Consider the following 16,471-nt stretch of genomic DNA (forward strand, 5'->3'; position numbering starts at 1 on the left):
TGTATGCAAAAGGTGATCTTTTGTTACTGCCATATGCAGTCCTATATTATTATCAGGGGACGCTATGAAGAAGATTTTTCTGAGTACGAATATAATTCGATCAGAGTATGTCAGCGTGGTGAGCCTGGAGGGACTTGACCTCGAAGTGCTTATTAGCCTTGATAGCCTTGATGCCCTCTGCGCTTGCCTTTGCAGCTGCCATAGTAGTGATATAAGTTACGCGGTGCTTGATAGCAGCCTTACGGATGTAGCTGTCGTCGTGAGCACTTGTCTTACCTGCAGGAGTATTGATAATGAGCTGTATCTCGCCGTTTGCGATCTCGTCAGCAATGTTTGGACGTCCCTCGTAGATCTTGAAGATCTTCTTGCATGGGATGCCTGCTTCCTTTATCATCTCGTAGCTTCTGCCTGTAGCGATGATATTGAATCCGAGCTCATGGAAGGACTTAGCGATCTCTACGAGTTCAGGCTTGTCTCTGTCGCAAACGCTGAGGAGAACTGTGCCTTCCTCGGGAAGAGGATTCTTTGTAGCTTCCTGAGCCTTATAGTATGCCTCGCCGAATGACTTTGATATACCGAGAACTTCACCTGTTGAACGCATCTCAGGTCCGAGAACAGGGTCAACTTCCGGGAACATATTGAATGGGAATACAGCTTCCTTAACACCGTAGTGGTTGATCTGACGATCCTTAAGCTCAGGCACGGGAGAAGGTCTGCCTGTGAGTGAGGATGTGATTATATCTGTAGCGATCTTTACCATGTTGATATCGCATACCTTTGATACAAGCGGAACTGTTCTTGAAGCACGCGGATTAGCCTCGAGAACGTATACTGTATCGCCCTCGATAGCGTACTGCATGTTCATAAGACCGCAAACGTTCATCTCAACAGCTATACGCTTTGTGTAGTCCTTGATAGTAGCGATCTGCTTTTCTGTAAGGTTCTTTGAAGGAAGGATACAAGCCGAGTCGCCTGAATGAACGCCTGCAAGCTCGATATGCTCCATAACAGCAGGAACGAAGCAGTGCTCGCCGTCTGAGATAGCGTCAGCCTCGCACTCTGTAGCGTGATTGAGGAAGCGGTCGATGAGGATAGGTCTGTCAGGAGTTACACCAACAGCTGCGGACATATAAACTCTCATCATATCGTCATCGTGAACTATCTCCATTCCGCGTCCGCCGAGAACGTAGGAAGGACGAACCATAACAGGATAGCCGATGCGGTTAGCGATCTCGAGAGCCTCATCCACATTTACAGCCATGCCTGCCTCGGGCATCGGGATACCAAGCTTGTCCATCATAGCACGGAAGTGGTCACGGTCCTCAGCGAGGTCAATAGTTTCTGGAGTTGTACCGAGTATATTAACGCCGTACTTCTTAAGGTCGTTAGCAAGGTTGAGCGGAGTCTGTCCGCCGAACTGAGCGATAACGCCTAAAGGCTTCTCCTTATCGTGGATAGAGAGAACGTCCTCAAGAGTAAGTGGCTCAAAATAGAGCTTATCTGATGTATCATAGTCAGTTGAAACTGTCTCTGGGTTGCAGTTTACAATAATTGATTCGAAGCCGAGCTTCTTAAGAGCAAGAGCAGCATGAACGCAGCAGTAATCGAATTCGATACCCTGACCGATACGGTTAGGACCGCCGCCGAGGATCATTATCTTCTTCTTGTCGCTTACAGGGCTCTTGTCCTCGTCAAGGTGATATGTCGAGTAGTAGTATGCAGCGTTTTCAGTACCGCTTACGTGAACGCCTTCCCATGCTTCCTTGATGCCGAAGCCGATACGTGCATTGCGTATCTCTTCCTCTGTAACTTCAAGGAGAGAGCTGAGGTAACGGTCTGAGAAACCGTCCATCTTAGCCTGTTTGAGAACGTCCTTACCGGGAACACTGCCCTTGTTTTCGATGAGCTTTTCTTCTTCCTGAACAAGCTCGTACATCTGGTCTATGAAATACTTCTTGATCTTTGTGATATCGTGAAGCTGATCTACTGTAGCGCCCTTGCGGAGAGCCTCGTACATTACGAACTGTCTCTCGCTTGTAGGATATTTCAGCATGTCAAGGAGTTCTTCCTTGCTGAGGTCGTGGAAGTTCTTAGCGAATCCGAGACCGTAGCGATCCTTTTCAAGTGAACGGATAGCCTTCTGGAAAGCTTCCTTGTAAGTCTTACCGATGCTCATTACCTCGCCGACTGCACGCATCTGAGTTCCGAGCTTGTCTTCTGCGCCCTTGAACTTCTCGAATGCCCAGCGAGCAAACTTGATAACGATGTAGTCGCCGTCGGGCACATACTTGTCAAGAGTTCCGTACTTACCGCATGGGATCTCATCGAGAGTAAGTCCGCAAGCGAGCATAGCAGATACGAGAGCGATCGGGAATCCTGTAGCCTTTGAAGCAAGTGCAGAAGAACGTGAAGTTCTTGGGTTGATCTCGATAACAACGATACGTCCTGTTTCGGGATCTCTTGCGAACTGGCAGTTACATCCGCCGATAACTTCGATAGACTCGATTATCTTGTATGACATTTCCTGAAGAGTCTTCTGAACGTCCTCAGGGATAGTGAGCATTGGTGCTGAGCAGAATGAATCACCTGTGTGAACACCGATAGGATCGATATTCTCGATGAAGCATACAGTGATCTTGTTGTTGTTAGCGTCACGTACTACTTCAAGCTCGAGCTCTTCCCAGCCGAAGATACACTCTTCAACAAGTACCTGTCCGACGAGAGAAGCCTGAAGACCTCTTTCACAGACAACCTTGAGCTCGTCCACATTGTAAACCATTCCGCCGCCTGCGCCGCCCATTGTGTAAGCAGGACGGAGAACAACAGGGTATTTGAGCTGTTCAGCTATTTTAACAGCCTCATCAACAGTATATGCAACCTGACTTCTGGGCATTCCGATACCAAGTTCACTCATAGCGTTCTTGAACTCTATTCTGTCCTCGCCGCGCTCGATAGCATCTACCTGAACACCGATGACCTGTACGCCGTACTTTTTGAGTACGCCTGCCTGATCAAGCTCCGAACAGAGATTAAGACCCGACTGACCGCCGAGATTTGGAAGGAGAGCATCAGGACGCTCTTTCTCGATGATCTGAGTGAGTCTTGCAAGGTTAAGAGGCTCGATGTAGGTAATATCGGCAACATCGGGGTCTGTCATGATAGTAGCGGGGTTAGAGTTAACGAGAACTATCTCATAGCCCAGCTTGCGAAGTGCCTTACATGCCTGAGTGCCCGAATAGTCGAACTCGCAGGCCTGTCCAATAATGATAGGACCTGAACCGATTATCATTATTTTGTTGATATCCTGTTTTTTTGGCATACTATTTCTCCCAACCCGTACATCAAAGATGTACGTAATAATATTTACCAACTTAAGCTTGGCATAATTTCTTACCTTATATCATATCACAAATAAAGACGAATTGCAAGAAAAAAATCATAATTACTCAAAAAAATACAAGTAAAAAGAAAATAACAAAATTGGATAAAATGTAACTGATAACAGAATTTTGCATGAGAAAGAATGTTCTGTAAAAGCAATATTATCCTAATTTCACTTTACACATATATGTGGATTTGTTTTCAACAGCCTGTTGAAAACACTGTTGGCAATTGGGTGCAATTGTTGAAAACAATGTGGAAAGTGTGGATAAATACGAAAAATACAAGTTTTACCACCTGTGAAAAGTTGAAAACTCGGTGGATAAATGGGGAAAATGTGTAAACAATAAAAATGTATTGTGGAAAAGCTGTCCACAATAACTCTATGCAAAGGATCTGATCAGAATGAAGAAAGTATTAGCAATATCGTCCGTATTACTTGCGGCTTGCAGTATCATGACAGGCTGCGGTTCGGACAGGGATCATGCGGAAACAAGTGATACAAGTTCAACAGTAACCGATTTCGGCTATCGGGATAATGACCACGATAAGCGAATTACCGAGGATGATGCGGAACGCAAGGACAAGCTTGACGCTACAAGTCCCGTCAAGGAGAGAGTAGATGACGCAGTTGACGGCGCAAAAGATGCAGGCGAAGATATCGTCAGGGGCGCAGGTGAAGCTGCAAAGGACATCGCTGACGGTATGGACGGTGAACGGGAGACGGAATATCCGACAATTTCGGTAACTACAGGAAGATAAAAAGATAAGGGGACAGCATTACATTTGGCTGTCCCCTGTTTTGTATTCTTTTGAGGGAACGCCCTCACTTACAGGGCGTTCCCTCTTTCAAAACAGTCCACTGGACTGTTTTGAAATTCACCCTTTGCGGTGACTCCCTACAGTGTAGGGAGATGTCAGCGAAGCTGACAGATGGTCATCGCTCCTGTTAGGAGCGCTTTGTAGAATGTGGGACGCTGTCCCACACCCTGCCAGAGGCTCTGCCTCTGGACTTCGCTAAAGGGGTGAAACCCCTTTAGAATCCCAAATTATCCGCAGATCTCGATAATAGCCGCAGCCATTATCTCCGCATTTTTTATCAGGTTTTCCGAGGTAATAAATTCGTCAGGCGAATGCATCCTGCCGTCCTCGCCGGGAAATTCAGCTCCGAAAGCGACTCCGCCCTCTATTTCGTGTACGTAAGTACCTCCGCCGATAGCGATACAGCGGCCTTTGTCGCCTGTAATTCCCTCATAAGCACGGAGAAGCGCCTGCACAAACGGACTGTTCTCATCGGTACAGTGCGGATCAACTCCCTCGCAGGAATCGATCTCGAAACCTGCATCACGGAGTTTTCCACATATTATTTCACTTATCTCATTTTTGCTGCGGTCCAGCGGGAAACGAATGTCGATACCGCCGCAAAGCCTTCCGTTCTCGGTGTTGAGCATGGAAAGCACACAGGTCATATCTCCCGATATATCGTCACGGAAACCAAGTCCGCAGCTCTTGCCGTTTAATTCACCGTGTGGGAAAAGTTCCGAGAGACTTTTCAACATCGGCAGACCGTGATCGGTGGATCGCAGAAACTTTGTTATAGCGTTTTCGCCTTTTTCGGGAGTTGAAGCATGAGCGGAGCTGCCTTCCACAGTTCCGAAAACTGCCTCTGTATCGGCATTTCCTGCCTTCGGAAGCTGATATTTACAGCTTGCAGGAACTGCGTTTATAACGGTACCTGCCGAGATTTCAACATTCTCAGGTGCAACTGTTGAAAAGTAAACTCTCAGCATACCTTTTTCCGCATTTATAACGGGGTATTCGCCGTCGGGAGTGAATACATTCGGCGGAAGCTGACGCTTCTGACGGTAGTAAGCCAGATCAGCCGAACCGTTCTCCTCGTTCGTACCGAAAAGGAGTCGCACGCCCTTTTTCAGGGGGATACCGAGTTCTTTCACAGCTTTTGCGGCGTAGAGCGCAGCTACGGCAGGTCCCTTATCGTCGCAGGTTCCTCTGCCGACCAGTTTATCGGTCTTTTCATCGTAGGTAAGGGTGAAAGGCGGACTGCTCCAGCCGCTTCCCACAGGTACTACATCAAGGTGTGCGAGAATGCCGAGTTCGGGGGAGAGATCGTTCAAATCTGCTGTACCAACATAGTTTTCAACATTTTCAACGTTGAAACCGGACTCCCGACACTTTTCAAGCATTATTTCAAGGGCGCGTTTGGGTTCTTTTCCGAAGGGAGCGCCTTCCTCAGCTTCTCCCTGAACGCTTGGAACTGCCACAAGTTCAGCGAGGAAGTCTATCATTTCCTGTTTATGTTCTTCAAGATATTTTTTTATTGAGTTCTGCATTGTAACCTCCGTATAAAATACAAAAAACCGCAGAACTGACTGCGGCTTTTTGCCCCGATCATCTTTGAGGACGACCGAGAAGAAAGAAAGGATAAATATGAAAAGTGAATATATCAGTTAACAATTGCCTTCTCTGTTTCCTTATCGAAGATATGGATTCTGTTAGGATCGATAGCTACCTTGATGTCATCACCAGGCTTAGCTGTTGATCTTGGGCTTACTCTTGCTGTAAGCGGAATACCTTCGCAGAGGAGGTAGAGGTATGTTTCTGCACCCATCATTTCAGTGATCTCGACATATGCATCGATGATACCTGTTGTAGCATTTGAAAGGTACATTTCCTCATCGTGGATGCTCTCAGGACGAACGCCGAGGATGATCTCCTTGCCAACATAGTGACCGAGTGCATCATTTACCTTAGACTCAGGAACGATGATCTGGTACTTAACGCCCTGTCTCATTCTTGAATCGTTTGAACCGAATTCAACTATATACTGGCCATACTCTTCCTTGAGTACAGCGTCGATGAAGTTCATCTGAGGTGATCCGAGGAAGCCTGCAACGAACTTGTTTGTAGGATTCTCGTAGAGGTTCTGAGGTGTATCGACCTGCTGAACGAAACCGTCCTTCATACAAACGATACGATCGCCCATTGTCATAGCCTCTGTCTGGTCATGAGTTACATAGATGAATGTTGTACCGAGCTTCTTGTGGATCTTAGCAATCTCGGTTCTCATCTGTGCACGGAGCTTAGCATCGAGGTTTGAGAGAGGCTCGTCGAGGAGGAATACCTTAGGTGAACGAACGATAGCACGACCGAGCGCAACACGCTGTCTCTGACCACCTGACATAGCCTTTGGCTTTCTGTCGAGGAGGTGTGTAAGGTCGAGAATCTTAGCAGCTTCGTTAACCTTTCTCTCTATTTCTTCCTTAGGAACTTTACGGAGCTTAAGTCCGAAAGCCATGTTATCGAAAACAGTCATATGTGGGTACAGAGCGTAGTTCTGGAAAACCATTGCGATATCTCTGTCCTTAGGAGCGATGTCGTTTACGAGACGATCGCCTATATAAAGTTCACCCTCTGAGATTTCTTCAAGTCCTGCGATCATACGGAGAGTTGTTGACTTACCGCATCCCGAAGGTCCAACGAGAACGATAAATTCCTTATCTCTTATTTCTAAGTTAACATCTGAAACAGCAACAACGCCGCCCGGATATTTCTTGTAAATGCCTTTAAGTGTTAAGCCTGCCATTTAGTCCAGTCCTCCAGTTCAAAATTTCTTGCTGATAATTTATTATTTCTACACAGTATCAGCTATGTTAATATAATACCATTTTTCCGTAAATTTTTCAAGATGCTAAATTGACAAACTTACATTTACTTGTTTATTAACAATGCCGAAAAAAAAGCCGAAAAATCCGAACAGAAAGCTTCAAAATCGATTGGACGGAACAAGTTTTCAACATCTTTGTGCAATAATTCCATACATTGACCGCATGCCAGTTTTTCGGGGAGAATCAGACCTCCGACGGAAACTCTCATTAAAGTTTCAACATGGTTGTCAACAGATGCGAACATTCTTTTAACTTGATGGTATTTTCCTTCGTTCAACTGGATAAAAGCCAGTAAATCGCTGTTTTCAGCTTTTCGGACAAGCGCGGGCAGGCACTGCTCCCCATTAGATAAGGCTATTCCTTTTTTGAATATGTCAACATATTTATTTTGAAAAGGTCTGTCAAGTTTCACAATATATATTTTCGGTATATGGTGCTTCGGAGAGAGTATCCTGTGTGCGAGATCACCGTCATCCGTTATCAGCAGTGCTCCCAGTGAATCCTTGTCAAGTCTGCCTGCGGGGAACATATCTTTTGTTCGCATATCGGGCGGAATGAGCTTCATAACTGTCTTGCCGTCCTTATCGTCGGTAGAGCAGACATATCCTGCGGGCTTGTTAAGGAGGATATACCTGTAGCGCTGTGAGGAAATAGTCTTTCCCAAGACGCTTACTGTATCCTTATCGGAGTCTATTTTTCTGTCGGCAGCTTTTTCAACAATGCCGTTGACAGAAAGCTGACCTTTCTTTGCAAGCTCTTTTATATTGCTTCTTGAATATTCAGTTCTTTCAGATATGAATTTATCAAGTCTGATAAGTGCCATTCGGGCTCCTTTCGTGAATATAACAGGTTATATGGTGAATAATATATATTGTCCGCAAAGCGGAAACAAAGTATCGGAGGTATATTTATGAAGAAAAGTACGGCAGTTATACTTATTTCAGCCGCAGTCATCCTTGCGGTCATCGTGATACTATTCCCTGACAGCAGGACCTATGAAAACGAACCGACGCTCATACCTGCGGCGACGGTATCCCAGCGCATAAGCTTTTTCGCCTCTCACGGCTGGGAGGTTGAAGAAGTATCCGAAAGGGACATAATCATCCCTGCGGAATTCACAGGTGAGTATAAGGAATACGCTGAAATACAGCGTTCACAGCATCTTCCGCTTGACCGCTTCAAAGGACACAGTGGAAAGATATACATATATAATGTAAAAAACTACAGCCCCGAAAGCCATAAAATGCTTGCGGAGCTGATCGTATGTGATGATACAGCCGCAGCCTCGCTTGTATACAGTGAGGACGGCGGAAGTATAAGACTGCCTGTTATATAAGATTATTTGAAAGCCTGGATAAGGTCACCGAGGAATGGGATCTTAAGAGCCTTGCCTCTCCAAACGCCGATAAGGAGAATTACCCATGCAGCGAGCATAGCAAGTGTTATAACAAGATTTAAAATAGTACCAAGTACAGGGATATGAGCAAGGATAGTCTTTATTATGTTAAGAGCAAAAACACCGATCATCCATGCTAAGCACTGGTTTGAGTGGAATTTGCAGTAATCGGAATACTTATTAGTAATAAACGGAACGAAGAAAAGGATCGGGATAAGATAAGCTACAAAAGCGTGTACTCTGTATGTTTCAGAGTCGGGACCGAAGCTTTCCTCAGCAGCGGGATCGTTAAAAGTTTCAAAGATGTTATCAAGCATTTTCATTTACCTCCAATAATTTATCGTCAGGAGCGGTGTTTTTTCTTTCCAGCTCACTGATCATCTCCACAAAACTTGCAATATCCGTAAATTCTTCGTATACAGAAGCAAATCGGATATATGCTATCAGATCGATCTCCCTCAGCTTTTCAAGCACGAGTTCGCCGATCTCTCTTGATTTTGCTACAGTTTTAAGATCGTTTGCAAAATGATTCTCGACATAATTTGCTATATCTTCTACCTGATCATAGGTCACGGGACGCTTTTTTATAGCGCTGTAGATGCCTTTTATCAGCTTGCTGCTGTCAAAGGGCTCGTACATACCGCTTTTCTTTTCAACCATGAGCAGTGGCTTTTCAACAGCCTCAAAGGTAGTGAATCTTGCGAGGCATTTTGTACATTCACGCCGTCGTTTGATCTTGTTCTCCTTTGGTCTTGAATCGATGACTTTTGAATCATCGAAGCCGCAGTATGGGCATTTCATGTGATCACCTCTCTGCTGTAGGGCTCTGTCATGCCAACAAGTCTGTTATAGCTTGAGATCAGATCGCTGATGCCGCCGAAGCCGCTGCGGTAAAGCTCAAGAATAACGTTTGCATCGGGATTCAGCTGTGCAAGGCGCTGAAAGAACTGTTTGAACCTGAAACTGCCCTTTCCTATGAGCATGCAGTCGCCGAGCTCTCCCGAATCGCTGATATGGACATGTCTTATTTTATCGCCTGCTGCTTCGAGGAATGCGAAGGGGGATTCTCCTGCACGTATAGCCTGTTTTGTATCAAGGACAAATGCGAACTCGTTTCCGAGCATTCTTGCGATATCTCGTATGAATGCAGAGGAAGCGCTCTGACATCTTGAAACGTTTTCAACGGCTACTGTTATACCGAACTCTTTTCCGAGGCGGTAAAGCTGAGAATACCTTTCACAGTAAAGCTCTTTGCCGCGGTCAGCCTTACCTCCGTGAAAGACGAAGATATCGGCGCCGACAATGTTCATGAAGCGAAAATACAGCTTATAGTATTCAAGAATATCATTTATGCGCCGCTCGTAGTCCGAAAAGAACATAAGCGGCTCGATCTCGCATGTAAAGGGGTGGACCGAAACACACTGAGCATCAAAGCGTCTCAACATATTAGCAGCGCCGTGAGCGAAGCCTTTTTTCAGTTCGGAATGGGTATTTATGAATATCTCAACACAAGATACGCCATTCACAGTAAGATCATACAGGCTTTCTTCCAGCGGCTTAGGGTAAAGACAAGCAGTCGAGACTCCCGCGCGCACGGTAAAACTCCTCCAATCAAGATTTATGATTTTATTATAACTGTTTTTTCCATAGTTGTCAAGATTAAAACTTACAAATCTGATACTTTTATTGAAATAATATGTGAATATTTTCTGAAATTCTCGTATGCTGCGAGTTATTTGCCGCCTTTCATTTTGTATATCATCTCATCTGTCATGATCCTTACTCTTGTTCCCGGCGGGAACATTTTGTCCGCAAATTTTTCCATGGCGTTCTTTTTCATTTTGCGCTTCTGTATGGGTGCAAGTGCAGGAGAAGAGGAAGAATCGGTCCAGAGCTGATTATGTTCGGGGGACATGTACTTCTGAAGGAGCATCCTGTCGCCTACACTGCTGTTGTATGTGAATATCTCGAAGGGCAGCTCACAGGAGCTGTAGCCGAATTTATCAAGAAAATCGGCAAAGTGAGAGCGGAATACCGCAACGAAATCATCTCTGCCTGCACGAGTTTCGGGACATTTTTCCATGGCGTCGAGAATTGCGGACTGAAGCTCGTTCTCGGGCTTGAACTTCTTGACCAGCTGAAGCGGACCGTATACCATGAATCCCAGCATATAGCCGTCGCTGCAGAAATCACTGTGAGGCTGACGGTTCTGCGGTACATCGAAGCCATAGGCGCCATAGATGCCGAAAGCGCAGTGGAGTGCGAGACAGGCAGGGGATTCATAATCGTAGATATGTCTTGCCTGAACAGCACAGCGAAGGTTTCCCGAACGCACCATGAGCATATCGACAGGTGCGGCAAGAAGTGCTTTAGCTCCCTGCATTATAGGCTTTTCAACGTCTCTTTCAACATTTCCGCCGATATTCAGCAGTTCCCTTGCGGAAACTCCCGATCGTCTGAGCACCTCTGCAAAAATATCGTTCCTTTCGGATGCATCAAGTTCTGAGGTCACTATCAGCTCGTCGCAGGTCTCATATCCGTATCTGCTGAGTACGTTTACGGCTATACTGCGGGGATAGGGCATATCTGCCGTTATGATGACCTTTTTCCTGTTCTCTTTTGCTTTGGTGAATATAAGCTTGCCGAATTCTCTCGGATAAGCGAAATAAACATATAGTTCACATTCTCTTTTCAGGAGCTTATCGCGGCTCGATTGGCTTATCTTGCTCTTTTTCATGAGTATATCATAGATGAGGTCGATAGTCAGCTTACCGCTTTTCTGAGTTTTTTTCTCAGCCTCTTCCTGTGCTTCGGTACGGAGCTCGGTAAAGGTACGTTTGCCTATATACAGGCTTTTGAAGTCGTCCTCGAGAAGCATGAATATATCATAATATTCCGAAAAGGGCAGTAGTACGAGTACATCTTCAAGGCGTATATTAACAGCTTTTATATCAGGTCTTTCAACTTCGCCTGTCATCTTTTTTATAAGTGCCGATTGTTCGGGATTCAGGCTTCGTGATGTCTGAACCGCTTCAAACATAGTATCACTCCTTTATATAATGTGCGGTGCTGCCTTAAACAGGTTATGGGCGGAACTATAGTCCCGCCCTTTGATTTGTATTGAATTATTGCAGATTAAGGTGTTTGTTGAGTATATTCGTCAGCAGGAACCAGAATAATGCTGAAACGAGTGTGAATACTCCGGCTACTATGAACATTCCGAAGTCTTCGCTGTTGGTAGCAAGTATTATAGCTGACATAAGTCTTGAGAAGAATGTTATTCCGAGTGTTATCGAGAAAAATACGATGATAGCTGTTACGCATCCCTTACTGTTGGTCATGGAGTTGAACGCTGTGATGAGATAACCATAGAGTATGAACATGATGAAGCCTGTTATCAGTATCAGCACAACGCCGAGCTTTTCATGTATCGGGATATTCGGATCTGTGATGCCTCCGATTATTTCGTTGAGGACCTCTATCGTATCAGTTCCGCCTGTAATGAGCATACCTACGATAAGTACGATGCCGCAGACTATATAGTTCGCAAGTCCTGCAAGGAGCTTTGCTGCAACATGCTCTGTAGCTGTTACGGGAAGGGTATTTGTGAGATATCCCTCGTCCGTGAACATGTTTTTCTGGAAACGGCGGATATTGTCAATTATAGCGAAGAACGGCATAGCTGCCGACAGAGCGCCGAATATGAATGTGATTGTCATGAACGCTATGTATACCGTAGACATCATCGGATCGGTGGATGATGCATCGAAAGCGCTGTCGATTTTTTCAGGTGATAATGAGATTATTGTGGAAGAAAGAATCTTCAGCACAAGAGCAATAAGAAGAAATATAATATATATCATCGAAAAGGTCTTTATGATATATCTGAATTCGTGCTTTATAAGAGTTCCTAACATCTGAATACCTCCCTGAAAATCTGATCGATGGACATTCCCTTTTCTTCTCTGAGGGAATCCACGCTTCCGTGGAGCTTGATATGACCGTATTCTATCATTACAACATCGTCAAGAACGTTTTCTATATCGGAAATAAGGTGGGTTGAGATGATTATGGAAGCATCGGGGTTATAGTTTGAAATGATAGTATCAAGGATGTAGTCTCTTGCAGCAGGATCAACACCTGCGATAGGCTCATCAAGAAGGAAGAGCTTTGCATCACGGCTCATTACAAGTACGAGCTGAACCTTTTCCTTAGTACCCTTTGAAAGAGTCTTCATTTTCTGATCGGGGGATATATTCAGCCTTCTGAGCATATCCTCAGCAACTTCACGGCGGAAGTCCTTATAGAAATCCTGGAAGTATTCGAGTATATCCGAGACCTTCATCCAGTTGGGGATATAGGTCCTTTCGGGAAGGTATGATACTATAGCTTTGGTTTTGGGACCTATTTTATTGTCTGCTATGGTAACTTCTCCCGAAGTTGGTGTAAGGAGTCCGCAGAGTATCTTTATGAATGTGGTCTTTCCGCTTCCGTTTGGACCGAGAAGTCCGATTATCTTGCCGCTTTCAAGCGTAAGATCTATACCGCACAGCGCTTCTTTGCTGCCGTACTTCTTGGTAAGTCCTGAACATTTAACAAGTTCAGCCATATAATTACCCCTTTCCTGTCCTTGCTATGAAAAGAGTCATTTCAAGGACTTTAATGATAGTATAAGTAATGAATGATGCCGTGAGAACAGTGTAAAGATAGCGTTTTTTCTTATCGGTCCTGTTTCTGTTCAGATATGAAGCGACCTTTTTCCTGTTGATTATCAGGATAACTACAGATGCAGCAAAAAACAGTGCATACATTATAGTTATTGCAGGATCGAGCTCCAGTTTTTTCAGTGCAGGCTCAATAAGACAACAGAATATGCAGTTATTTGTAAAATGCAGGAACATGCTCCACTTTATGCCATATTCCATAGCGACATAGCCGAGAACGATTCCCATAAGAGATGTGCCGATAGTCTGGGTGAGGTTGCCGTGCATGAGACCGAAGATAACTGCGGAAACTACGATCGCAAATACCTTTCCGTATTTTTCGAGACCGCGCATAATAAATCCGCGGCACAGTATCTCTTCAAATATCGGAGCAAGTATACATGCGGCAATTATATCGGCTGCCGAAGTTCCTATCTGTGATTCAGCGGCGAGACCTTCAGCAGCAGACAGACCTATCTTCTGAAGCACAGCCTCGATGCCATGTGAAAGGTTAGTCCATACGAAGCTCATGCCTTCTGTCAGGCATACTGCAACAGCAAGCATACGAGGAGTCATTCTGCTGCGTCCCGAGAATATATCCCCGAGAGAGAGCCTTCCCTTGAAATAGAGCATAAGAAGCAGGAAGGAAACTGCATCTCCTGCGTACATACCGACAGCGGTAGATAATACCTGGTCGCTGATAATGAAAGATGCGATCGATACGCCTATCAGCTGGAACAGCAGATTGAATATTATTGCAAAGAGTACATAGTTTATGTCTTTTTTGAAGATCTGCTTCGGAGTTAGTTCTTTGTTATCCGGTTTTGTGAGAGTCAAAGACAATTCTTCCTTTATTTGATTTTTTCGATAGCTGTGACAGCTAAAATAAGATTGAATACGATAAATATTATAACAGGAATTGTTGTAAATGTCCAGAGGTAAACCTTTTTATTTTTTGCGGGATTGTTTTTAATGAATCTGCCGATCTTCTCTCTGTTGAGATAAACGATGTATCCTCCGATCACAAGAAGGACGAAAAGCATACCCATTTCTACGTATTCGCCGACTTTCTCGCCGAAAAATTTATCCAGAGCGTCCTCTACAAATACGCCGAATATCAGGTTATTCACTATATGTATGAACATCGACCAGATAATTCCGTAATTTGAAGCTATGTATCCGAGAATAAGTCCGCCGATAGCACAGTATGGTATCTGAGCGGGATTTGCATGCATTACGCCGAAGAAAAGTGCAGAAGTTATAATAGAGAATACCTTTCCGAACCTTTCAAGGGATTTCATAACGAATCCGCGGTAAACGAGTTCTTCGGCAATAGGTCCGATTATACCTGCATAGAGTGTCAGCGACAGCGACATTTCCATATTAAGATTGGCTGTGTCAATTGAATCCTGTATTGTATAACCGCCGAGATTTAATAATGCTTCCATACCATCCATCATGAATTCATAGATGAATGACATGCCGAGGAAAAGTGCGGTAGCTCCGAGGATCGCTTTGGGAGTTATTTTGTTCTGCTTTTTGAGAACCTGCTTTGGTGTGATGAACTTCTGGGAATACACAAAAAGGAAAATGATTCCGAGTATTACGGCAATCAACATCGACCAGCCTTCAAGTGAAGGATCAACATCTCCTGATAATGAATCGAGCTTTCCCTGTATACCCTGAACCGCAATGTATGCCAGTGCAACAATGGCGGTCACAGCGAATGAAACGAGCGTATAGAGGAGAAGTCCTACGCCTACCTTGCGTGAACAGTTCTTTTTGAATTCTTTGCTTGTCTCTTCAAGCATTATAGCTGAATCTGTCTCGGTCATCGTTTCGTCAAGTAAATCTGTTGAGTTGTTTGTTGTTATCATATTATCTTCCATATCTGATCTCCTTATGATCTTAATTATTTATATTGTTCAAGTAATTTTATTGCGTCTTCAATTGAGAGTCCTATCTTTTTTATTTCATCAACGAAGTTTCTGACGACATCGGAAGCACGGTCTTTATTAAGCTTATTGATGAGTTCCTGATCGTCCGTGACAAATTTTCCTGAAGTTCGCAGAGAGATTATATATCCGCTGCGTTCTATCTCGGAAAGGGCACGCTGCATAGTATTAGGGTTTACCCTTGCTTCTTCCGCAAGGTCCCTTACAGAAGGGATACGTTCGCCCGGCTTATATATGCCTGAAGCTATCCTGTACATTATCTCTTCGATGATCTGGATGTAAACAGGTTTGTCATTAGTAAAGTTCCACATAAAAACACCTCCTGAAAAAATAATACCCACAGTTAACAATGTCCCCAATTTGTCTTAATGTATTCATGTATTAATTGACTAATACAATGATATCACACTTTTGCAGGTTTGTCAAGAGTTTTTTATATGTTTGAAAATATTTTTTTGAATGTATCCCTGATGAATTTGACATTCAGAAAAGTCCCTGTACTTCGTCGAAACTGAGAGTCGGCTGTAATGCGAGGTTAATGCCGAGTGCAACAAGCTGAGAGGCTCTTTCCGCAAGTCTGTCCGCATCACGGGGAGTTACCATCATATTCGGCAGTTCACGGTCTATCTCTATCCCTGTAAGACTGCGGACTATCGTGTGCATATCCACTACAGTCGGAACTCCCACTGCTATGACCGGTACACCTAATTTGCGCTGTGATATCTCACATCTTGCGTTAGCCACGCCGCTTCCGGGAGATATACCTGCGTCGCTTATCTGTATCGTCTTGCCGAGACGGCTTATATCCGAACACGCCAGTGCATCTACGGCTATGACCGCGGAAGGCTTTGTTTCGCGGCATACGGCGTGTATCAGTTCTGCGGTCTCTATACCTGTCTGTCCCATTACTCCGCCTGCAAAGGAACTTACCCGTCGAAGTGATGTGAGAAAATGATGCTCGCTGTCCTTGAGTTCGTTTTGCAGATGACGTGTGGCAAGTACTTTTTCCGCAGTTTTCGGACCTATGGCATCTGGAGTTATATCCCTGTTTCCGATCCCTGCCACGAGTATCTCACCTTCGGGTATGAGATGTGACAGTTCTTCGGCAAGTTCCTTCGCCATATCCTCATAGTATGCAGAAAAACGGCTTATGTCACTGCCTTCGAGAGTTATATAGCGTCCCCTTCCCTTCCCGAGAACTCCGATACAGCTGTCATCTCTTACGATTATCTCGGTTATCGCAAAGTGTTTTCCCCTTCGTCTGATGCTTACGCCCTCGGGGAGAGAGTCTGGCGGAAGCTGTTCAAGAGCGAGGTCTGTACGTATATTCATAGCCTGTTTCTCCTTGTT

16 protein-coding genes are annotated in these 16,471 nt (G+C 44.7%); 2 read left to right on the forward strand and 14 right to left on the reverse strand.

Annotated features, from left to right (window positions below; all coding sequences use genetic code 11):
- Positions 1 to 100: 100 nt before the first annotated feature.
- On the reverse strand, positions 101 to 3,319 hold the full coding sequence (gene carB / locus BT127_RS10480) for a carbamoyl-phosphate synthase large subunit (RefSeq protein WP_075424945.1): 3,219 nt from the start codon (positions 3,317 to 3,319) through the stop codon (positions 101 to 103).
- 467 nt (positions 3,320 to 3,786) lie between these two features.
- Here carB and BT127_RS10485 point away from each other — a divergent pair, with 467 nt between their 5' ends.
- Positions 3,787 to 4,143, forward strand: coding sequence for a hypothetical protein (locus BT127_RS10485; RefSeq protein WP_075424946.1), 357 nt, complete (start codon positions 3,787 to 3,789; stop codon positions 4,141 to 4,143).
- Positions 4,144 to 4,430: 287 nt separating this feature from the next.
- Here BT127_RS10485 and BT127_RS10490 read toward each other — a convergent pair whose 3' ends face one another.
- The 3 genes from BT127_RS10490 to BT127_RS10500 form a co-directional block, all read right to left on the reverse strand.
- Entirely contained in the window at positions 4,431 to 5,732 is a 1,302-nt protein-coding gene (locus tag BT127_RS10490; RefSeq protein WP_075424947.1) for a Sapep family Mn(2+)-dependent dipeptidase, read from the reverse strand.
- 113 nt (positions 5,733 to 5,845) lie between these two features.
- The gene (locus tag BT127_RS10495; protein ID WP_075424948.1) at positions 5,846 to 6,985 is read right to left on the reverse strand and encodes an ABC transporter ATP-binding protein; all 1,140 of its coding nucleotides are present in this window, start codon (positions 6,983 to 6,985) and stop codon (positions 5,846 to 5,848) included.
- A 125-nt stretch (positions 6,986 to 7,110) separates the two neighbouring features.
- Entirely contained in the window at positions 7,111 to 7,890 is a 780-nt protein-coding gene (locus BT127_RS10500; RefSeq protein ID WP_075424949.1) for a pseudouridine synthase, read from the reverse strand.
- An 87-nt stretch (positions 7,891 to 7,977) separates the two neighbouring features.
- On the opposite strand from BT127_RS10500, the gene BT127_RS10505 reads away from it, so the two are divergent.
- Positions 7,978 to 8,403, forward strand: a complete 426-nt coding sequence (locus BT127_RS10505) for a DUF4830 domain-containing protein (protein ID WP_075424950.1) — start codon at positions 7,978 to 7,980, stop codon at positions 8,401 to 8,403.
- 2 nt (positions 8,404 to 8,405) lie between these two features.
- Here the strand turns inward: BT127_RS10505 and BT127_RS10510 are convergent, their stop codons facing one another.
- The 10 genes from BT127_RS10510 to gpr all read right to left on the reverse strand — a co-directional run bounded on the left by BT127_RS10510 (position 8,406) and on the right by gpr (position 16,453).
- Positions 8,406 to 8,780 (reverse strand): DUF4870 domain-containing protein, encoded by a 375-nt coding sequence (locus tag BT127_RS10510; protein WP_075424951.1) that lies wholly within the window; start codon positions 8,778 to 8,780, stop codon positions 8,406 to 8,408.
- Entirely contained in the window at positions 8,773 to 9,264 is a 492-nt protein-coding gene (gene nrdR, locus BT127_RS10515; protein ID WP_075424952.1) for a transcriptional regulator NrdR, read from the reverse strand. Before nrdR ends, BT127_RS10510 begins: the two co-directional genes overlap by 8 nt.
- The gene (locus BT127_RS10520; protein ID WP_075424953.1) at positions 9,261 to 10,058 is read right to left on the reverse strand and encodes a sugar phosphate isomerase/epimerase family protein; all 798 of its coding nucleotides are present in this window, start codon (positions 10,056 to 10,058) and stop codon (positions 9,261 to 9,263) included. The genes nrdR and BT127_RS10520 overlap by 4 nt, the downstream gene beginning before the upstream one ends.
- Positions 10,059 to 10,195: 137 nt before the next feature.
- On the reverse strand, positions 10,196 to 11,503 hold the full coding sequence (locus BT127_RS10525; RefSeq protein ID WP_075424954.1) for a hypothetical protein: 1,308 nt from the start codon (positions 11,501 to 11,503) through the stop codon (positions 10,196 to 10,198).
- 85 nt (positions 11,504 to 11,588) lie between these two features.
- Entirely contained in the window at positions 11,589 to 12,380 is a 792-nt protein-coding gene (locus tag BT127_RS10530) for a hypothetical protein (protein WP_075424955.1), read from the reverse strand.
- The gene (locus tag BT127_RS10535) at positions 12,374 to 13,072 is read right to left on the reverse strand and encodes an ABC transporter ATP-binding protein (RefSeq protein ID WP_075424956.1); all 699 of its coding nucleotides are present in this window, start codon (positions 13,070 to 13,072) and stop codon (positions 12,374 to 12,376) included. The genes BT127_RS10530 and BT127_RS10535 overlap by 7 nt, the downstream gene beginning before the upstream one ends.
- Positions 13,073 to 13,076: 4 nt before the next feature.
- Positions 13,077 to 14,003, reverse strand: a complete 927-nt coding sequence (locus BT127_RS10540) for a CPBP family intramembrane glutamic endopeptidase (protein ID WP_075424957.1) — start codon at positions 14,001 to 14,003, stop codon at positions 13,077 to 13,079.
- A gap of 14 nt (positions 14,004 to 14,017) precedes the next feature.
- Positions 14,018 to 15,055: a CPBP family intramembrane glutamic endopeptidase gene (locus BT127_RS10545; RefSeq protein WP_075424958.1), complete on the reverse strand. Its 1,038-nt coding sequence runs from the start codon at positions 15,053 to 15,055 to the stop codon at positions 14,018 to 14,020.
- A gap of 23 nt (positions 15,056 to 15,078) precedes the next feature.
- Positions 15,079 to 15,432 carry a GntR family transcriptional regulator gene (locus tag BT127_RS10550; protein WP_075424959.1) on the reverse strand — a complete coding sequence of 118 codons (354 nt, stop codon included), beginning with the start codon at positions 15,430 to 15,432 and terminating at the stop codon, positions 15,079 to 15,081.
- Positions 15,433 to 15,604: 172 nt separating this feature from the next.
- Positions 15,605 to 16,453 carry a GPR endopeptidase gene (gene gpr, locus BT127_RS10555; protein WP_075424960.1) on the reverse strand — a complete coding sequence of 283 codons (849 nt, stop codon included), beginning with the start codon at positions 16,451 to 16,453 and terminating at the stop codon, positions 15,605 to 15,607.
- Positions 16,454 to 16,471: the final 18 nt, after the last annotated feature.

Origin of the sequence: Ruminococcus sp. XPD3002, from assembly GCA_900119535.1 — a bacterium.
Lineage (GTDB): Bacteria > Bacillota > Clostridia > Oscillospirales > Ruminococcaceae > Ruminococcus > Ruminococcus flavefaciens_H.